This window comes from Desulfofundulus australicus DSM 11792 (assembly GCF_900129285.1).
Lineage (GTDB): Bacteria > Bacillota > Desulfotomaculia > Desulfotomaculales > Desulfovirgulaceae > Desulfofundulus > Desulfofundulus australicus.
This window is the reverse complement of sequence record NZ_FQUW01000022.1, coordinates 18,014-32,820: the sequence shown is the minus strand read 5'-3', so window position 1 is coordinate 32,820 and position 14,807 is coordinate 18,014. Positions and strand designations below refer to the sequence as shown.

At 53.1% G+C, this 14,807-nt stretch carries 12 protein-coding genes; 4 read left to right on the top strand and 8 right to left on the bottom strand.

Going from position 1 to position 14,807, the window contains the following annotated elements:
- Positions 1-115 precede the first annotated feature (115 nt).
- From BUB44_RS09500 to BUB44_RS09480, 5 genes are all read right to left on the bottom strand, one after another.
- Positions 116-1,744 (bottom strand): long-chain fatty acid--CoA ligase, encoded by a 1,629-nt coding sequence (locus tag BUB44_RS09500; RefSeq protein ID WP_073165601.1) that lies wholly within the window; start codon positions 1,742-1,744, stop codon positions 116-118.
- Between the two features lie 147 nt (positions 1,745-1,891).
- Positions 1,892-2,440: a hypothetical protein gene (locus BUB44_RS09495; protein WP_073165598.1), complete on the bottom strand. Its 549-nt coding sequence runs from the start codon at positions 2,438-2,440 to the stop codon at positions 1,892-1,894.
- A gap of 508 nt (positions 2,441-2,948) precedes the next feature.
- Positions 2,949-3,170: a ubiquitin family protein gene (locus tag BUB44_RS09490; protein WP_073165596.1), complete on the bottom strand. Its 222-nt coding sequence runs from the start codon at positions 3,168-3,170 to the stop codon at positions 2,949-2,951.
- Positions 3,157-4,956, bottom strand: coding sequence for an aldehyde ferredoxin oxidoreductase family protein (locus BUB44_RS09485; protein ID WP_073165593.1), 1,800 nt, complete (start codon positions 4,954-4,956; stop codon positions 3,157-3,159). The genes BUB44_RS09490 and BUB44_RS09485 overlap by 14 nt, the downstream gene beginning before the upstream one ends.
- A complete protein-coding gene (locus BUB44_RS09480) occupies positions 4,957-6,198 on the bottom strand; it encodes an iron-containing alcohol dehydrogenase (protein ID WP_073165590.1) in 1,242 nt (413 codons plus the stop codon). It abuts the gene before it with no gap.
- Between the two features lie 286 nt (positions 6,199-6,484).
- Here BUB44_RS09480 and BUB44_RS09475 point away from each other — a divergent pair, with 286 nt between their 5' ends.
- Both BUB44_RS09475 and BUB44_RS09470 read left to right on the top strand, forming a co-directional pair.
- Entirely contained in the window at positions 6,485-6,802 is a 318-nt protein-coding gene (locus BUB44_RS09475) for an SCP2 sterol-binding domain-containing protein (RefSeq protein WP_083543185.1), read from the top strand.
- A gap of 174 nt (positions 6,803-6,976) precedes the next feature.
- The gene (locus tag BUB44_RS09470; RefSeq protein ID WP_165611033.1) at positions 6,977-8,272 is read left to right on the top strand and encodes a sensor domain-containing diguanylate cyclase; all 1,296 of its coding nucleotides are present in this window, start codon (positions 6,977-6,979) and stop codon (positions 8,270-8,272) included.
- Positions 8,273-8,332: 60 nt separating this feature from the next.
- Here BUB44_RS09470 and BUB44_RS09465 read toward each other — a convergent pair whose 3' ends face one another.
- The gene (locus BUB44_RS09465) at positions 8,333-8,944 is read right to left on the bottom strand and encodes a nitroreductase family protein (RefSeq protein WP_073165584.1); all 612 of its coding nucleotides are present in this window, start codon (positions 8,942-8,944) and stop codon (positions 8,333-8,335) included.
- 331 nt (positions 8,945-9,275) lie between these two features.
- Here BUB44_RS09465 and BUB44_RS09460 point away from each other — a divergent pair, with 331 nt between their 5' ends.
- Complete coding sequence (locus tag BUB44_RS09460) at positions 9,276-10,049, top strand: enoyl-CoA hydratase-related protein (RefSeq protein WP_073165581.1); 774 nt, start codon at positions 9,276-9,278, stop codon at positions 10,047-10,049.
- A 95-nt stretch (positions 10,050-10,144) separates the two neighbouring features.
- Positions 10,145-11,968: an acyl-CoA dehydrogenase family protein gene (locus BUB44_RS09455; protein WP_073165578.1), complete on the top strand. Its 1,824-nt coding sequence runs from the start codon at positions 10,145-10,147 to the stop codon at positions 11,966-11,968.
- Positions 11,969-12,016: 48 nt separating this feature from the next.
- On the opposite strand, the gene BUB44_RS09450 is transcribed toward BUB44_RS09455, so the two are convergent.
- Complete coding sequence (locus tag BUB44_RS09450; RefSeq protein WP_073165575.1) at positions 12,017-13,654, bottom strand: long-chain-fatty-acid--CoA ligase; 1,638 nt, start codon at positions 13,652-13,654, stop codon at positions 12,017-12,019.
- Positions 13,655-13,827: 173 nt separating this feature from the next.
- Positions 13,828-14,790, bottom strand: coding sequence for an MBL fold metallo-hydrolase (locus tag BUB44_RS09445; RefSeq protein ID WP_073165573.1), 963 nt, complete (start codon positions 14,788-14,790; stop codon positions 13,828-13,830).
- Positions 14,791-14,807: the final 17 nt, after the last annotated feature.

Sequence of the window (14,807 nt, the reverse complement as noted above, 5' to 3'; positions counted from 1 at the left end):
GCCGGCAGATCCCGGGTTTATATCCCTTGCATTTAAACGCACCGGGTTAACGAAACAATATTTAACAAATATTATTTAAATTTTAAACCGGTTAAATATTCTAATATTATACCGGTTAATAGGCATCCGTAAGCTTGCCCTCCTGGTAGAGCTGCCGCAACACCCGCTTGGAAAATTTGCCCACGCTGGTCTTGGGAATTTCCTCAACAAAAACTATTTCATCGGGCAGCCACCAGCGAGCAACCTTATCCCGCAGGAAATCTTTTAGCTCTTCCCTGGTTACCCTGCCCCGTGCTTCCGGCTTCAAAACCACGCAGGCCAGCGGCCTTTCCTGCCACTTTTCATGGGGTATGGCTATTACGGCCGCTTCAGCCACGGCGGGGTGCCCCATTAGATGGTTTTCCAGGTCAACCGAGGATATCCACTCGCCACCGCTCTTGATCAGATCTTTGGTCCGGTCCACCACCTGAACATAACCCTCTTCGTCGATGGTAACAATATCGCCTGTTCTGAACCAGCCATCAATAAATGACTCCCTGGTCTTTTCCGGATCCTTATAGTATTCCTTGATTACCCAGGGCCCCTTTAAAAGCAGCTCTCCCATTTCTTTACCATCGTGCTTGACTTCCTCACCTTTTTCATTTACCACCCTCATTTCCAGACCGGGAAGCAGCAGGCCTGTTTTGGCCCGCAGGATATATTTATCCGGCTCGGGCAGATCTTCCAGGTAACTTTTGGGATAACAGATTAGCGTTACAGGCGTGGTTTCCGTCTGCCCGTAACCCTGGTAGAGGGCAACTCCCAGTTTCTTTTCGTAATCTTCTATGAGCTTGGCGGGCAGGGGAGCGCCACCGGAAATAAAGCACCTTACACAGCTAAAATCATATTTACCCGGGTTCTCCAGCACATGGTTTAAAATCCCCATCCAGATGGTCGGCACCCCGGAACTGTGGGTTACCCTTTCATTATGAATCAATTCGCAAAAATCCTTTGGTGTGGGCCTGCTCCCCGGGAGGACCTGCTTGGCCCCTACCAGCGCGTCCGCATACGGCCTGCACCAGGCGTTGACGTGGAACATGGGCACAATGGGCATGCACACATCCCTTTCGTTGGCCCCCAGTTCCCCCACCAGAATAGAGAGGCTGTGAATATAGATACCCCTGTGGGTGTAAAGAACACCTTTAGGGAAGCCGGTGGTAGCGGTGGTGTAGGCCATGATGGCCGGCGTCCATTCGTCCAGGTAGGGGAAATCGTATTCCTCGGGTTCATCTTTGATCAGTTCTTCGTAGGAGTACACAGGGAACAGGGTGGTCGGCGGCAGTTCCGTCTTATCGGTCATAATTACATAGGCCCTGACAGTTTTGAGCTCTCCCTGGATATCTTCAATAACCGGTACCAGATCTTCATCGATGAACATTACCTTGTTTTCCGCAAAGTTAATACAGTGAATAAGATGATCCCGGAACAGGCGAATATTGACCGTGTTCAATATGGCTCCATAGCAGGGTACGGCAAAATACAGCTCCAGGTGACGGTGATTGTTCCAGGCAAAGGAAGCAACTTTATCTCCCTGCTGGATCCCTAATTTTCTTAAAGCATGGGCCAGCTGGCAGGTTCTCCTGTACATCTGGCCGTAATTGTACCGGAAAATACCGGAAAAGTCCCGGGAAACAATCTCTTTCCTGGGGAATATGGTTTTAACCCGGTAGAGAATGCTCCTTATGGAAAGGGGATAATCCATCATCTCAATCACCCCTTGAATCGGAAGATGCAGGGAAGGTAAGGGCCCAACCCCGGAAAAGGCAGGGCAGAATTTTATTTTATTTGATGATATAGAGGGAACCGGTTCCCAATCTTTTTTATAGCACCTATCGTTTCAAATTAAAGAATATTATGTGGATTTTGATGCATCAGACCTGGCCGCGGACCTCAACATGTTTCCCAGTACTTTAAAGGAGCCGATGACGCCTAAAATCAACAGCAGCCCGCCGATAACTTCCGTAGCCAGCCAGGTAACCCACGCCATCGGGTTATTGTGGGCACTCTCCGAAGCCAAAATTGAAATGGTAAAGTACAGGAAGGCGAAGCTGTTGAACAGGTAAGGTAAATAATCAGTTAACAGGACGATTAAAAAGACAAAGACACCTACAAAGATTAGGACAGGAATCAGGATGCCGCCCATCAGGGGAGCCGTTGCTTTGAGAAATACTTCCAGGAGGAAAAAGCAGAAAATACCAAAAGCGCCGCCAACAATAATATTTGGCACCAGGGCAACGTTTTCGTGCACGATAAAGAAGAGGATCATTGCTACATAGGCAGGCCAGCTGGGAATATGATATGTTTCAAAGATGATTAACGAAACCAGTACCAGGGCCACAATAAGAATACCCAGAACTATTTTTGCACTGAAGGGAACTTGAGGTGCTTTTTGGTTTTCCAATCCATTTCACTCCTTTCAAGAGCTTTTTTGCGCCTGCTTTAAGAGGAACAAAATAGAGGAGTAAAAATTTTCCCTGCCACCCCCTTTCACCGGAAAAATGAAATATTTAATATAAAGAATATTACATATATTCAACCAATTTTACCGGCCAATTTCTTTTCCCGCACTGCTGGCGCTACCATTGAACTACATTTCCATGCCTTCCAGTTGCAACATTCAGTTGTTGCAATTTACATTCCAGGTTCCGGGCGACGAACATTAAAGTTAATTCTCTCCACAGCCCGATACGGGCCGGAATCCACGTTAACAATGTTAACAAGGGTATTTAAAAAATTAACAGGGTTATATAACCCCGTCTAAAAGTCAATATTTTTAGAGGAATGGTTCCGGTTTATGGTTTAAACCCTGACCGGCACTCTTCTCTTCAGCCATACTACGCGGGAGTCCCCGAAATAAACAGGGCGGGGCCCCCGAAACACCTGGCAGTGGGCCCCGCCGCCAGCCGGTTTTATCCTCCTGCCACCAGGGGGAAAATAAAAACCTCCTGGTTCTCCGCCAGTTTTAGCCCCGGGTCAGTGAGAAGGTTCCCCCCGGAGGCAAAACATACTGCCACGCTCCCCAGCTTTTGGGCCGCAATTTCCTTCAGTTCTCCCAGGGTTCCACTGGTCAATTCCACTTCTTCCGGCTCGCGCATGAGCACCGAGGCATAGGTTACTTTAATTTTTATCATCGGCAATCAGCCTCGAAACCAGCTCCCGGGGCACAGTACCATCCTCATTCCAGCCCTGAAGCCGGTAAAATTCAGGCAGGTATTTCTCAATGTCGGGTACGATACCGTAAGCCCCTCCTTCACCAAGTGCCTTCCTGAAATGGTCCGGCAGGCGGTCGTCAGCGGAGCTGCTGCCCAGGTTGAAAGAAATCATTCTCTTGACGGCCAGAGAATTTTTAGCCGCCTGCAGCGTATTTTCCGGAGTCCAGGGATACCCGGTAACTGCCTTCAGGGCATCCACAACCACCTTGAGCGGCGTAAAGGCAAAGTTACATTTCAACAGACAGTTATCCAGCTCCCGCAGGCACTGGAGGTTAACCACCGCTTCAACCCTGCCCTGCAGGTTAGTCCTGTCCCCCCCGCGGATGTGCAGGTCCCCGTCCTTGAGCAGGCCTAGATCCACCTGGAAGAAATCTCCCCGCTGGTGGCAGGCACCCCGTGGACCCGTGGCGTAGCTCAAGGCCTGGCCCACAGAAGCCCGCGGCTCGTGCATGGGGATCTCCAGCCCGCGTACAGCGGCGGCATAGCCCTGCGATACGCCCAGTTCCTTCGCCGTCCTGGTCACCCCCTGGCCTATCAGCCGCCCGATACCCCGGTTTTCGGCGGTTTGTTTAAGTGCCTCCAGGATACCCTCCCGGTCACCAAAAGCCGGTACCTCCTCCTTCAAGCCGGCGGGCAGCATGTTCTGCTCCTTAAGATACATCAGGAATCCAAGGGTAACCCCTGCAGAGATAGTATCAAAACCATGGCAGTTGGCCAGGTGGTTCGCCTCGACGATGGTATCCAGATCAAAGTTCTCGAGCAGCGGGCCAAAGGATACTGCGGTTTCATATTCGGGACCATCAACAACCCTGCCTTTAAATTTCAGCTCACGCCCGCAACCAATGGGACACCCCCAGCAGGCCCTGGCATGAACGGCGTACTCCTCCCTGAACCGGCGGGCGTTCATCCGGTCGATGGGGAAAATCCCCCTGGTAAAGTACTTAACGGGAACATCACCGAAGTAATATCCGATGTCCAGGTAGCCCAGGGTACCAAACTGGTTGGTTAAAAGAGTGGTCTTTTTATACAGGGCGTTGAGTCCCCGGGCAAGCTCCTGCAGGGCCTGTGTGCTGGCCACCGGGATTTCACCCCTACCGGCAGCGACAATGGCTTTCAGGTTTTTGCTCCCCAGAGCGGCGCCGAAACCCATCCGCCCGGCGGCACGACCATTATCGTTGATTACAGAGGCAATGGGCACCAGGTTTTCGCCGGCAGTACCGATACAGGCAACACTGGCTTCCGTCCCGTGAACTTTTTTGAGTTCCTCCTGCGTCCCGTAAGTGTCGCGCCCCTTGAGGTTAAAGGCCGGCTTGATTTCCACTTTCCCGTTCTCAACCAGCAGGTATACCAGTTCCCGGGCCTTTCCGGTGATGATCAACCCGTCGAAGCCGGCTCTTTTGAGTACAACACCAAATTTGCCTCCCGATGTGGACTCTCCCCAGAACCCGGTCAGGGGGGACCTCCCGCACACCACAAAACGGGATGAACTGGGAACAGCGGTGCCGGTAACCGGCCCGGCAAATATGGCTACGGGGGACCCTTCCTCCAGCGGCCCCACCTCCGGCTTCAGGTCATGGTAGAGCAGCCTGGCGGCGAGGCCGCTGCCACCGATAAACTTCCCGGCTTCCTTTACCGGTGTAGGCCTTACTTCCACCGTGCCGTCAGTCAAATTTACGCAAGCAATTTTTCCTACGAATCCCAGCATTCAGCTCATCACTCCTTTGAGCTGTCCCGTAAAGGCAGACCGGATGATCTTCCCGTAGTCATCAGGGGTAATGGGAACGGGGGCCACCGCCGTACACGGGTCCGTCAGCGACCAGGAAACCAGTTCATCAAACGCAGCCTCAAAAGCCTCCCTTTTTACCTGGGGGTAGGCGAAGAAGTAATGGGCAAAACCAATGCTTTCATAGAAGGAGATGAGGGCCCTGATAAATTCATCGCCGTTCTCATATCCGAGCTCCCGGGCCAGCTGGTCCACCCTCCCCAAACGGCGGGCATAAAATGCGCAAACATAAGGCAGGAAGACACCAACGCTCAGCCCATGGTGCAGGCCAAATTTTTTCCCGATGGTATGACCCAGGGCATGATCAATGCCCGCCGCACCGTTGCTGAAGGCCATGCCGGCCAGGTTGGCTGCCACCAGCATTTTCTGCCGCGCCTCCAGATCCCTGCCGTCCTCAATAGCCCGCGGTAAATACTTAAAGATTAACCTGATTGCCTGCAGGGCAAAACTATCCGTATATTCACTGGCCCTGTTGCAGGTCAGGTAAGCACCCACCGCGTGGGCCAGCGCGTCCACACCCGTCCACATTGTCAGCTGCGGCGGCATGGACACGGTAAAGCGGGGGTCGAGGACAGCAATATCGGGTACCAGTTCGGGATGGGTCAGGGGAATCTTGTGGCTACCATCGGTAATTACCGCTGCCGAGGTCGCCTCCGAGCCGGTACCGGCAGTGGTCGGGATGCCGATAAGGAAGGCTTTCTTCCTCAGCCCCAGCGGCGCAGTTGGGGACAGGTTCCGGAAATCTACATCCGGTTTTTCGTAAAGCAACCACACCATTTTGGCTGTATCGATTACCGAACCACCACCAACGGCCACAATTACCGAGGGCTGGTGAGCCCTCATGACCTCCGCACCGCGCAGGATGTTTTCCAGAGGAGCCTCGGGCAGGGCATCGTCCCAGATTTCCACCGCAAACCCCGCCTGAACCAGATTTTCTTTCACCCGCTCCCCCGAAACCCGGACCACTTTATCGGTAATAATCATGGCCCGGTCACTGAAAGCAAGCGCCCTGACATTTTTACCAAGGGCGTTAAACGCCTGGATGCCAATCATAACCCGCGGGCAAACCACTATTGTTTGTAGCCCGCGGATAGCGGAGGCACCCGAGATACTGTACAGCAACCGTACAGCAGGATTTTCGAAAGCATATTTGGGCCTTTCCATCACAACACCCCCTGCAAAATAAATTTAAACCTCGCTGCCAAACCTCGCATACTCCAAAGAAACCGCAAATAAGCAAGTATTGCAAAAATTATTCCTATAATAGCCCCGTCTTCTTTAACGGCAGGATAAATTAAAAATACGGTTATTAGAAATTTATTCCTTCCCAAGCCTTTGACGATCGTAAAATGTTTTAAATATTCTTGACACAGAGGGATTATATTTGCTAACCTCTGGTTGGAGCGCCATTTTAAGCCTGCATTAATTCAGCCAAAAAGAGGTGATTTTTTTGTTTACCCTGGAGGAAACGGTAGAAAAATTAAAGGAAAACATCAGCGCCCCTCCCGGTATGGAAGCGACAACAGCAACTTACCAGTTTATACTGGAAGGGGATGGGGGTGGCAATTATATCCTTAAATTTCAGGACGGGCGGGGAAGCATTGAGCAGGGGACGGCGGAAAACCCCGACGTAACCATAACCATGCAGGTCAGTGACTTTATCGACCTTGTCTCCGGCAAACTCAACGCCATCACAGCCTTTATGACCGGTAAGCTTACCATCAGCGGCGATTTTAACCTGGCCTTAAAGCTGCAAAGCTTGCTTTAATTTAGGGCCAGTACCGCCCCTTCGGGACGGTTTCCTGTCCAAGACCAGAGAAAGCCGCCCTGCAGTAAACAGTTAGACCGCACTTTAAAGCTGAACGGCCCGCACTTTGCTCTTGCCGGCCGGCCGGGGTGGTGATGTTTGTTGATTACCCATGACTTTAGTAAGGGGGAATTCTTGCCCTTATTCGATCACATCCCCCTGCCCATATACATATTCCAGGATAACTCCTTTAAATATGTAAACAGGCAACTGGTGGATTTGACCGGGTTTCCCGGGCCAGAACTCCTGCAGATGAACGTTTGGGACCTGGTTCACCCGGAAGACAGACCGCTCCTCATGGAACGTGCTACCCAAAGAATGACCGGAAATAATATTCCTCCATCCTACGAGTTCCGGGCGTTAAACCGTTACGGGGAAGTGCTGCACCTGCGGGGGTATTTTTCTTTAATTACCTTTGCCCAACGCCCGGCTATCCTGGGACAGCTTCTGGATATCACCAGGGAAAGGAATCTGCTGGAAGAACTGCGGCGGGCCGAAGCACGCCTGCGGGATATTTTTGAAAATGTCAACGATATCATTTACCTCCACGACCTGGAAGGGCGATTCCTGGCCCTTAACCCCGCCCTGACCCGCTATACCGGTTTCTTACCGGATGAGCTGGCAGGCAGGGAAATCAGCTCTTTCCTCCACCCGCAGGTGAAACACCTGCTGGGTCAGTACCTGAAGGAAATAACGGAAAAAGGCGAGGCGCGTGGTCTGATGCGGGGCCTGACCAAAGAGGGCAGGGAGATCTTCTGGGAATACCATTCCGTCCTGTTTAAGGGTAAGAATCCCTTCGTGCGGGGAATTGCCCGGGACGTAACCGAGCAGGTACATATGGGGCGCAAGCTGAAAGATTATATGAGGCTGCTGGAGGAAAAAAACCGGGAACTTGTGCGGATTAACGAACAGCTGCTGGCAGCCAAGGAAAAGCTGGAGAAGATGGCCCGCACCGATTTCCTCACCGGCCTGGGCAACCGCCTGGCTTTCCAGGAAGCCCTGGAAAAGGAGTCCAGCCGTTCCATGCGCTGCCATCAGCCCTGTTCCCTGCTAATGATCGACGTTACCAATTTTAAGATCATCAACGATAACCTGGGACATCCAGCGGGTGACAGGGCCTTGAAACGTATTGCTAAACTAATACAGCAATCCTGCCGCAGATATGACCTCTGTTTTCGCATTGGAGGCGACGAATTTGCCGTAATCCTCCCCTGCACAGGGGAAGAAGGAGCCCGGGAGGTGGCGGACCGGCTGCGAAAAAGGATTGCCGGAGAAGCCATCACCCCGGGGTTCCCGCTGCCCGTCTGCCTGAGCATAGGGGTTGCTACCCTGGGTCAGGGGCGGGAAATATCCGACCACGAAGAACTGATCCGGCTGGCCGATACCCGCATGTACCAGGAAAAATGCCGTCAAAAAGCCGCGGCATCTTAATGTTATGTGGCACCAATGGCCGGTGGAACTACACCGGCCATTGGTGCCAGCAGGGAATATCTAGACCCGCTTTAAAACAATCTCCTCCAGCTCCAGCCGCGGCCGGGGTGGTGGATCCTGATCCGGGAAACCCACGGGCAACAGGGCCACAATGATAATGTTATCGCCCAGCCCGAGCAACTGTTTCACCTGTTTATGACTGAACATCATCACCCAGCAGGAGCCCAGCCCCAGGTCGGTGGCCCGCAGCACCATGTGTTCAATGGCTATGGCCGTGTTCAGGCTTACGTAGGCCCTGGCCGCAGCAAGGTCCATTTCCCGTTGCTGGAGGTAGTTTTCGGAATTAATTTTCTCCAGATCGGTTCCTGCAAAGGCACCCGCTTCCCGCAGCTCCGCTATTCTCCTGGGCCTCGTCTTTACCGCCTCCAGATCGGCACAGCAAACGATGGTCACTGGAGCCCGGGCAATAAAGTTCAAGCCGAAGGTGCACTCCGCCAGGCGCTGCCTCATTTCCGGGCTTTCCACCACCACAAAGCGCCAGGGCTGGATATTGGTTCCGGAAGGGGCCAGGCGGGCGGCCTCCAGCAGTTCCGTAATATAGCTTTCAGGAACGGGATCGGGCTTAAATTTGCGGATGCTCCTCCGCCGGTAAATGGCATCCATCAGCTCCATGTTTTTCACCTCCTGGATGAAGTTTCATTTCTCTACCGGAAGGCTTTTCTCCTCCCGCACCTGTAAATCCTACCGGTCTCAAGTCCTCCCCCCTTACATCCACTCTACCGGAAGCAGGATTAGATACGTTTCATAATAAAACCGGGGTGTTTCATTAGTAAATAGCTTCCCGGAAAACCAACGTAATAAATCAGATTACAGGCCATTCCCGGGTCCCTCTCCCCTGGCATAACTATTGCTTGGCCATGTTAAATAATAATAAATATTTAAGCACTATTTACAATAATTGTACTACTTAAAATAAAAATACGGTATTGCGGGAGGGTGTGGCATGGAATACACCAAGCTAACGGTGGAAAAGCAGGACGGCTACGTCGTAGCAGCCATTAACAATCCGCCGGCCAATGCCCTGAGCCAGGCCGTCCTGGCTGAACTGAACAGCCTGCTGGACGAGTGCCTTAACGATGACGAAGTAAGGGTTATCGTCCTGACCGGTACTGGCGAAAAGCTATTTTCCGCTGGCGCCGACATTAAAGAGTTTGCCTCCATCCGGGCGGGTAACAAGCCCAGGATCAGCGGGCACGATGTTTTCCTTAAAATTGAAAATTACCCCAAACCGGTAATTGCCGCCATGCAGGGCAGCGCCTTCGGAGGCGGCAACGAGCTGGCCATGAGCTGCCACCTCAGAATCCTATCCGCTTCCGCCAAAGTCGGGCTGCCGGAAGTCAAACTGGGTATTATCCCGGGCTGGGGAGGCACCCAGCGCCTGCCCAGACTCATCGGCAAGACCAAAGCTCTGGAAGTCATGCTCACCGGGGACCCTTTAACCGCTGAAGAAGCCCTGCAGTACGGCCTGGTCAACAAGGTAGTACCCGCAGAGCAGGTATTGCCTGAAGCCAGGGCGCTGGCCGCCAGGCTGGCCAAAGGCGCCCCCATTGCCATGAGGGAAATATTAATGGCGGTCACCCGGGGTCTCAACACCTCCCTTGAAGAAGGCATAAAAATCGAACAGGCCGGTTCTGCCGTGGTATTCGCCAGCGAGGACGCCCGGGAGGGAGCGACAGCTTTCCTCGAGAAAAGGCCGCCCAATTTCAAGGGGAGGTAATTTTCTCGCTGCCTCCATCTTGGGGTCCATCTTCATTGTTTATATTGTTATGATTAATAGACCGGATAATAACCAGAGTAAAGGAGAGCGAGCTTATGCCCGGCAATTTTATTTATTCCAACCGTGACCATAAATTTATTCTCAAGGAATGGCTTGATACCGAAAAAATCCTCAACTTCGATAAATTCAAGGATACCTATGCCATGGATGATGTGGACATGATCCTGGATGAAGGCCTCAAGGTGGCCAGAGAAGTCGTCGCCCCCACCAATATCGACGGTGATAGAATAGGCGCCAGGCTGGAGGACGGAAAGGTAATCACACCCCCCTCTTTCCACAAACTGTACCAGTTCATGCAGGAAAACGGTTACGGCAATTCCCAGTTTGACCCCGAGGAAGAAGGCAAGCTCCCAACAGTACTGCTCACCGCCCTGGAGGAATTCTTTAACGCTGCCAACCCTGCTTTCTACCCCTACATAGGCCTGGCCAAGGGCGCGACCAACCTGATCGAACTCTTTGGTACGGAGGAGGACAGGAAGCGCTTCCTGCCCAGGATGTACAGCGGTCAGTGGTCCGGCACCATGTGCCTGACCGAACCCTGCTGTGGCTCGGACGTGGGCGAAATTACCACCAGGGCTTACCCCACTGAAGACCCCCGGGTTTATAAAATCAAGGGCACCAAGTGCTTCATTACTGCCGGCGACCACGACCTGACGGAAAATATCATTCACCTGCTGCTGGCCAGGTGTGAAGGCGCTGCACCGGGTACCAAGGGTATTTCCCTGTTCATCGTGCCCAAAATATGGGTTAATGAGGACGGCAGCCTGGGCGAGCCCAACGACATAACCACCCTGGCCATCGAGCATAAAATGGGGATTAAGGGCTCAGCCACCGCCATGTTAAGCTTTGGCGACGAAGGTAAGTGCCGCGGCATTTTGCTCGGCAACCCGCCCGATGAAAATGGAAAGGGCGAGGGTATGGCCCAGATGTTCGTTATGATGAACGGCGCCCGGCAGAGCACCGGCCTTACCGCCATGGCCATCGCCCAGGCCGCTTACAACCACGCCCTTCAATATGCCAGGGAGCGCATCCAGGGCAGGACGATCAGCAATCCCAGGGGACCCAGGGTCCGCATCATCGAACATGAGGACATCAGAAGGATGCTCCTGTTCCAGAAGTCCATTATTGAGGCTTCCCGGGCCATGATCATGAAAAACTCCTACTACCGCGACCTGGCCACCTACAGCAACGACCCCGAAGAAAGGAAAACTGCTCTGAGGAGAATCGAAGTCAACACTCCCCTGATCAAGGCCTACCCATCCGACATGGCCTGGCAGACCATTGCGGAAGCCATCCAGATTCATGGCGGATACGGCTTCACCGAAGAATACCCCGTGGCCCAGTGCGCCCGGGATTCCAAGATCCTCTCCATCTGGGAAGGAACCAACTTCATCCAGTCCCTCGACCTGGTGGGCAGAAAGTGGCGGCTGGATGAGGGCAAGATTTTCGCCGAGTGGTTCAAGGACGTGGCGGATTCCGTAGAAAGCAACAAAAACATTCCCGGCTTCGAGCGGGAATATGAAATCATGAATAAGGCCGTCAGCACCTACAGGGAGATGAGGGAAACTTTCACCAGCAGGTTTGCCAGGAACATCAGGTTAATGCCCCTTTATTCAACGCGGGTCCTGCATGCCACCGCCATTCTCTGGGGCGGCTCACTGCTCATGGACCAGGCTGCCGTGGCTACGAAAAAAATGCAGGAGCTGGGCGAAAACCACTACGATTATCCTTTCTACCAGGGTAAAGTGCAAACAGCAAGGTTTTATATCCGGAATATTGTCCCCGAGATCTTTAAAATCGCGGAAATTATCAGGGATGGCGATACTTCGGCCATCGACATCCTGGAAGAAGGCCTGTAATATTACGAAAGGGACGCCCCACATCACGTGGGGCGTCCATAATTCTTGTTATTGCTTGCCTTCGGCAGCTTCCATCTTGCGTTTTTCTTCTTCCACCAGCTTGCGCCGCAGCAGTTTACCCACTGCCGACTTGGGCAGCTCTTTTCTGAATTCAACCAGCTTGGGTACCTTGTAGGGAGCCAGCTTTTCCTTGCAGTAGGCAATGATTTCTTCCTCCGTCGCGCTTTCCCCTTCCTTGAGCACAATGTACGCCTTGACCGTTTCCCCCCGGTAGGAATGGGGTATACCCGCCACCACCGCTTCCTGCACCTTGGGATGCTCGAAGAGCACCTCCTCTATCTCCCGGGGGTAAATGTTGTACCCGCTGGCGATGATCATGTCCTTCTTGCGGTCAACGATGTAGAAGTAACCGTCCTCATCCATTCTGGCCATATCCCCGGTGTAAAGCCAGCCGCCCTTCAACACCTGGGCTGTTTCCTCCGGCATGTTCCAGTAGCCTTTCATTACCTGGGGCCCCCGGACGACAAGTTCGCCCACCTCGCCCGGAGGTAAAAATTCTCCCGTCGCGGGATCAACCACGGCCGCATCGGTGCCCGGGAAAGGAACCCCGATGCTGCCCGGTTTTCTCACTCCGAAGCCGGGGTTGCAGTGGGTGACGGGTGAAGCCTCCGAAAGGCCGTAGCCCTCCGTGAACACAGAACCCGTTCCCTCCAGCAGCTTGTTGTACTTCAGGAGCACATCTACCGGCATGGGAGCGCCGCCGGAGTTATATTCCATTACATTGCCGTACTCTTTAAATTCGGGGTAATTCAGCATGGCCACGAACATGGTGGGTACGCCGGGAAAGAAAGTGGGCTTGTATTCATTGATCAGTTTGGCAATCTCCTGGGGAACAAAGCGCGGTACCGGGATCAGAGTGGTCCCGGCCGCCATGGCCAGGTTCATGCAGGTGGTCATGCCGTAAACGTGGAAGAAAGGCAGGGCCCCCAGGATAAGCTGCTTTTTCTCTTCGCTGGCAAAGAAGTAGTCCACCTGCTGGGAATTTACGTACAGGTTGTAGTGAGTCAGCATCACTCCCTTGGAAACGCCGGTCGTACCACCCGTATATTGCAGCACCGCCAGATCTTCCACCGGGTCGACTTCCGCTTCCGGCACCGGTGGGCGGTCCTGCGCGTATAAATCGGGGAACCAGATGGTATCGTCGGGCATGGATTCAGGTTTACCGGAAAAACCGGTGAGCATGACCTTCTCCAGGGGAGTGTTGTTGCGCACGTTTTTCACCCGGAAATACAGGTCGTAGAGGGTGATGATCATCCTGGAACCGGAATCGTTGACCTGGTGCTCGATTTCCCTTTCCACGTACATGGGGTTGGTGTTGACCACTATGCCCCCCAGGCTCAGGATAGCATAATAACCGATAATAAAATCCGGGCAGTTGGGGAGCATCAGGGCAACCCTGTCTCCCTTGCGCAGGCCCATTTCGTAAAGCGCCGAAGCCGCCCTCTTTACCGCACCCGCCAGCTGGGCATAACTGATCTTCTTGCCGTAAAAGATGAGCGCCGTCTTCTGCGGGTATTTCTGAGCCGAATTAAACAGGAGGCTGTGCAGGGAGCGCGGTTCAAATTTGACATCCCAATCAATCCCCGCTTCCTGATACACCTTTAAGTAGGGGCGCGGAAAATCCATGCCAGCACCTCCGTAAAATTTTAAATTAATACAAACTAAACAATACTTAGGTAATTTAAATTACTTTACTTTTTTAAATAATCAGTTAATCCTGTCTCACCGTTAAGGTCTCCGGCCTTGCCCGCAGGTCACCCCCTTGATTCCCGTTTAAATATTCGCTTTTTCATGAATAATCAGGCTGCGTAAATATACACATCCCCAGACTTACGAACCTGCAGTTCACCTCTTTTTTTCAGATAAACCAGATGAGCCAGTGTTTCCGTCATGGCAAAGCGGATCTCGTGGAGGGATAACCGGTCGCCAAATACCTTCCGGCAAACCTGATAGGCCGTGGCGCCGCCGGCAGCAACCCGCTTTACCAGTTGCAGCCGCTCCCGGTGATGCAACTGCAGTTCCCCCACCCTTTCCCGCACATTGCTGAAACATTCGCCATGGGCGGGAAGGGCCATTTGGATGTTCAACCCGGCGCTTTTCTCCAGGGAGGTTAAAAAGTTATCCAGGGGATCGGGGTGGGCATAGGGCCACAGACTGATATTGGACGATATCCCGGGCAACAGGTGATCCCCCGACAGCAGCAGGCCGTGCCCTTCGAGGTAAAAACAGATATGACCGTCAGAATGGCCCGGAGTCAGCACGACCTGCCAGCGGTAATCGCCCAGGCCCACTTCCTGCCCATCGTCCACGACCGTAAGCCGGGGATGTGGTCTGACCAGGGCCAGCATTTCATCCAGCCCCGCCATTATCAATTCCGTCAGTTCTGCCGGCACACCGTTTTCCCGGAACATGCTGCCGATAACTTCCCTGTCCTGCCTGCTGCGCATCCATACTTTGGTGACCATAGCCGCGTCAAGGGAACTCATGTAGACCGGGGCGCCGGTCAGCTCCTGGAGCCACCCCGCCGCCCCGTAATGATCGGGATGATAATGGGTAAGATAGATGCCGGTTACATCACCTGGTTTAATGCCCTGGCTTTTCATAAAATCCAGCCAGGCCTCCCTGGCAGGCCCGTAATTTAAACCCGCATCTACAATGCACCACCCCTGCCCTCCCCTGATGGCATAGCAGTTAACATGATCAAGCTTAAAGGGGAGGGGGAGCCTGACCTTGTAAATTCCCAGCTCAGCCAGGTTTATCATTTTATAACTCTCCTCGC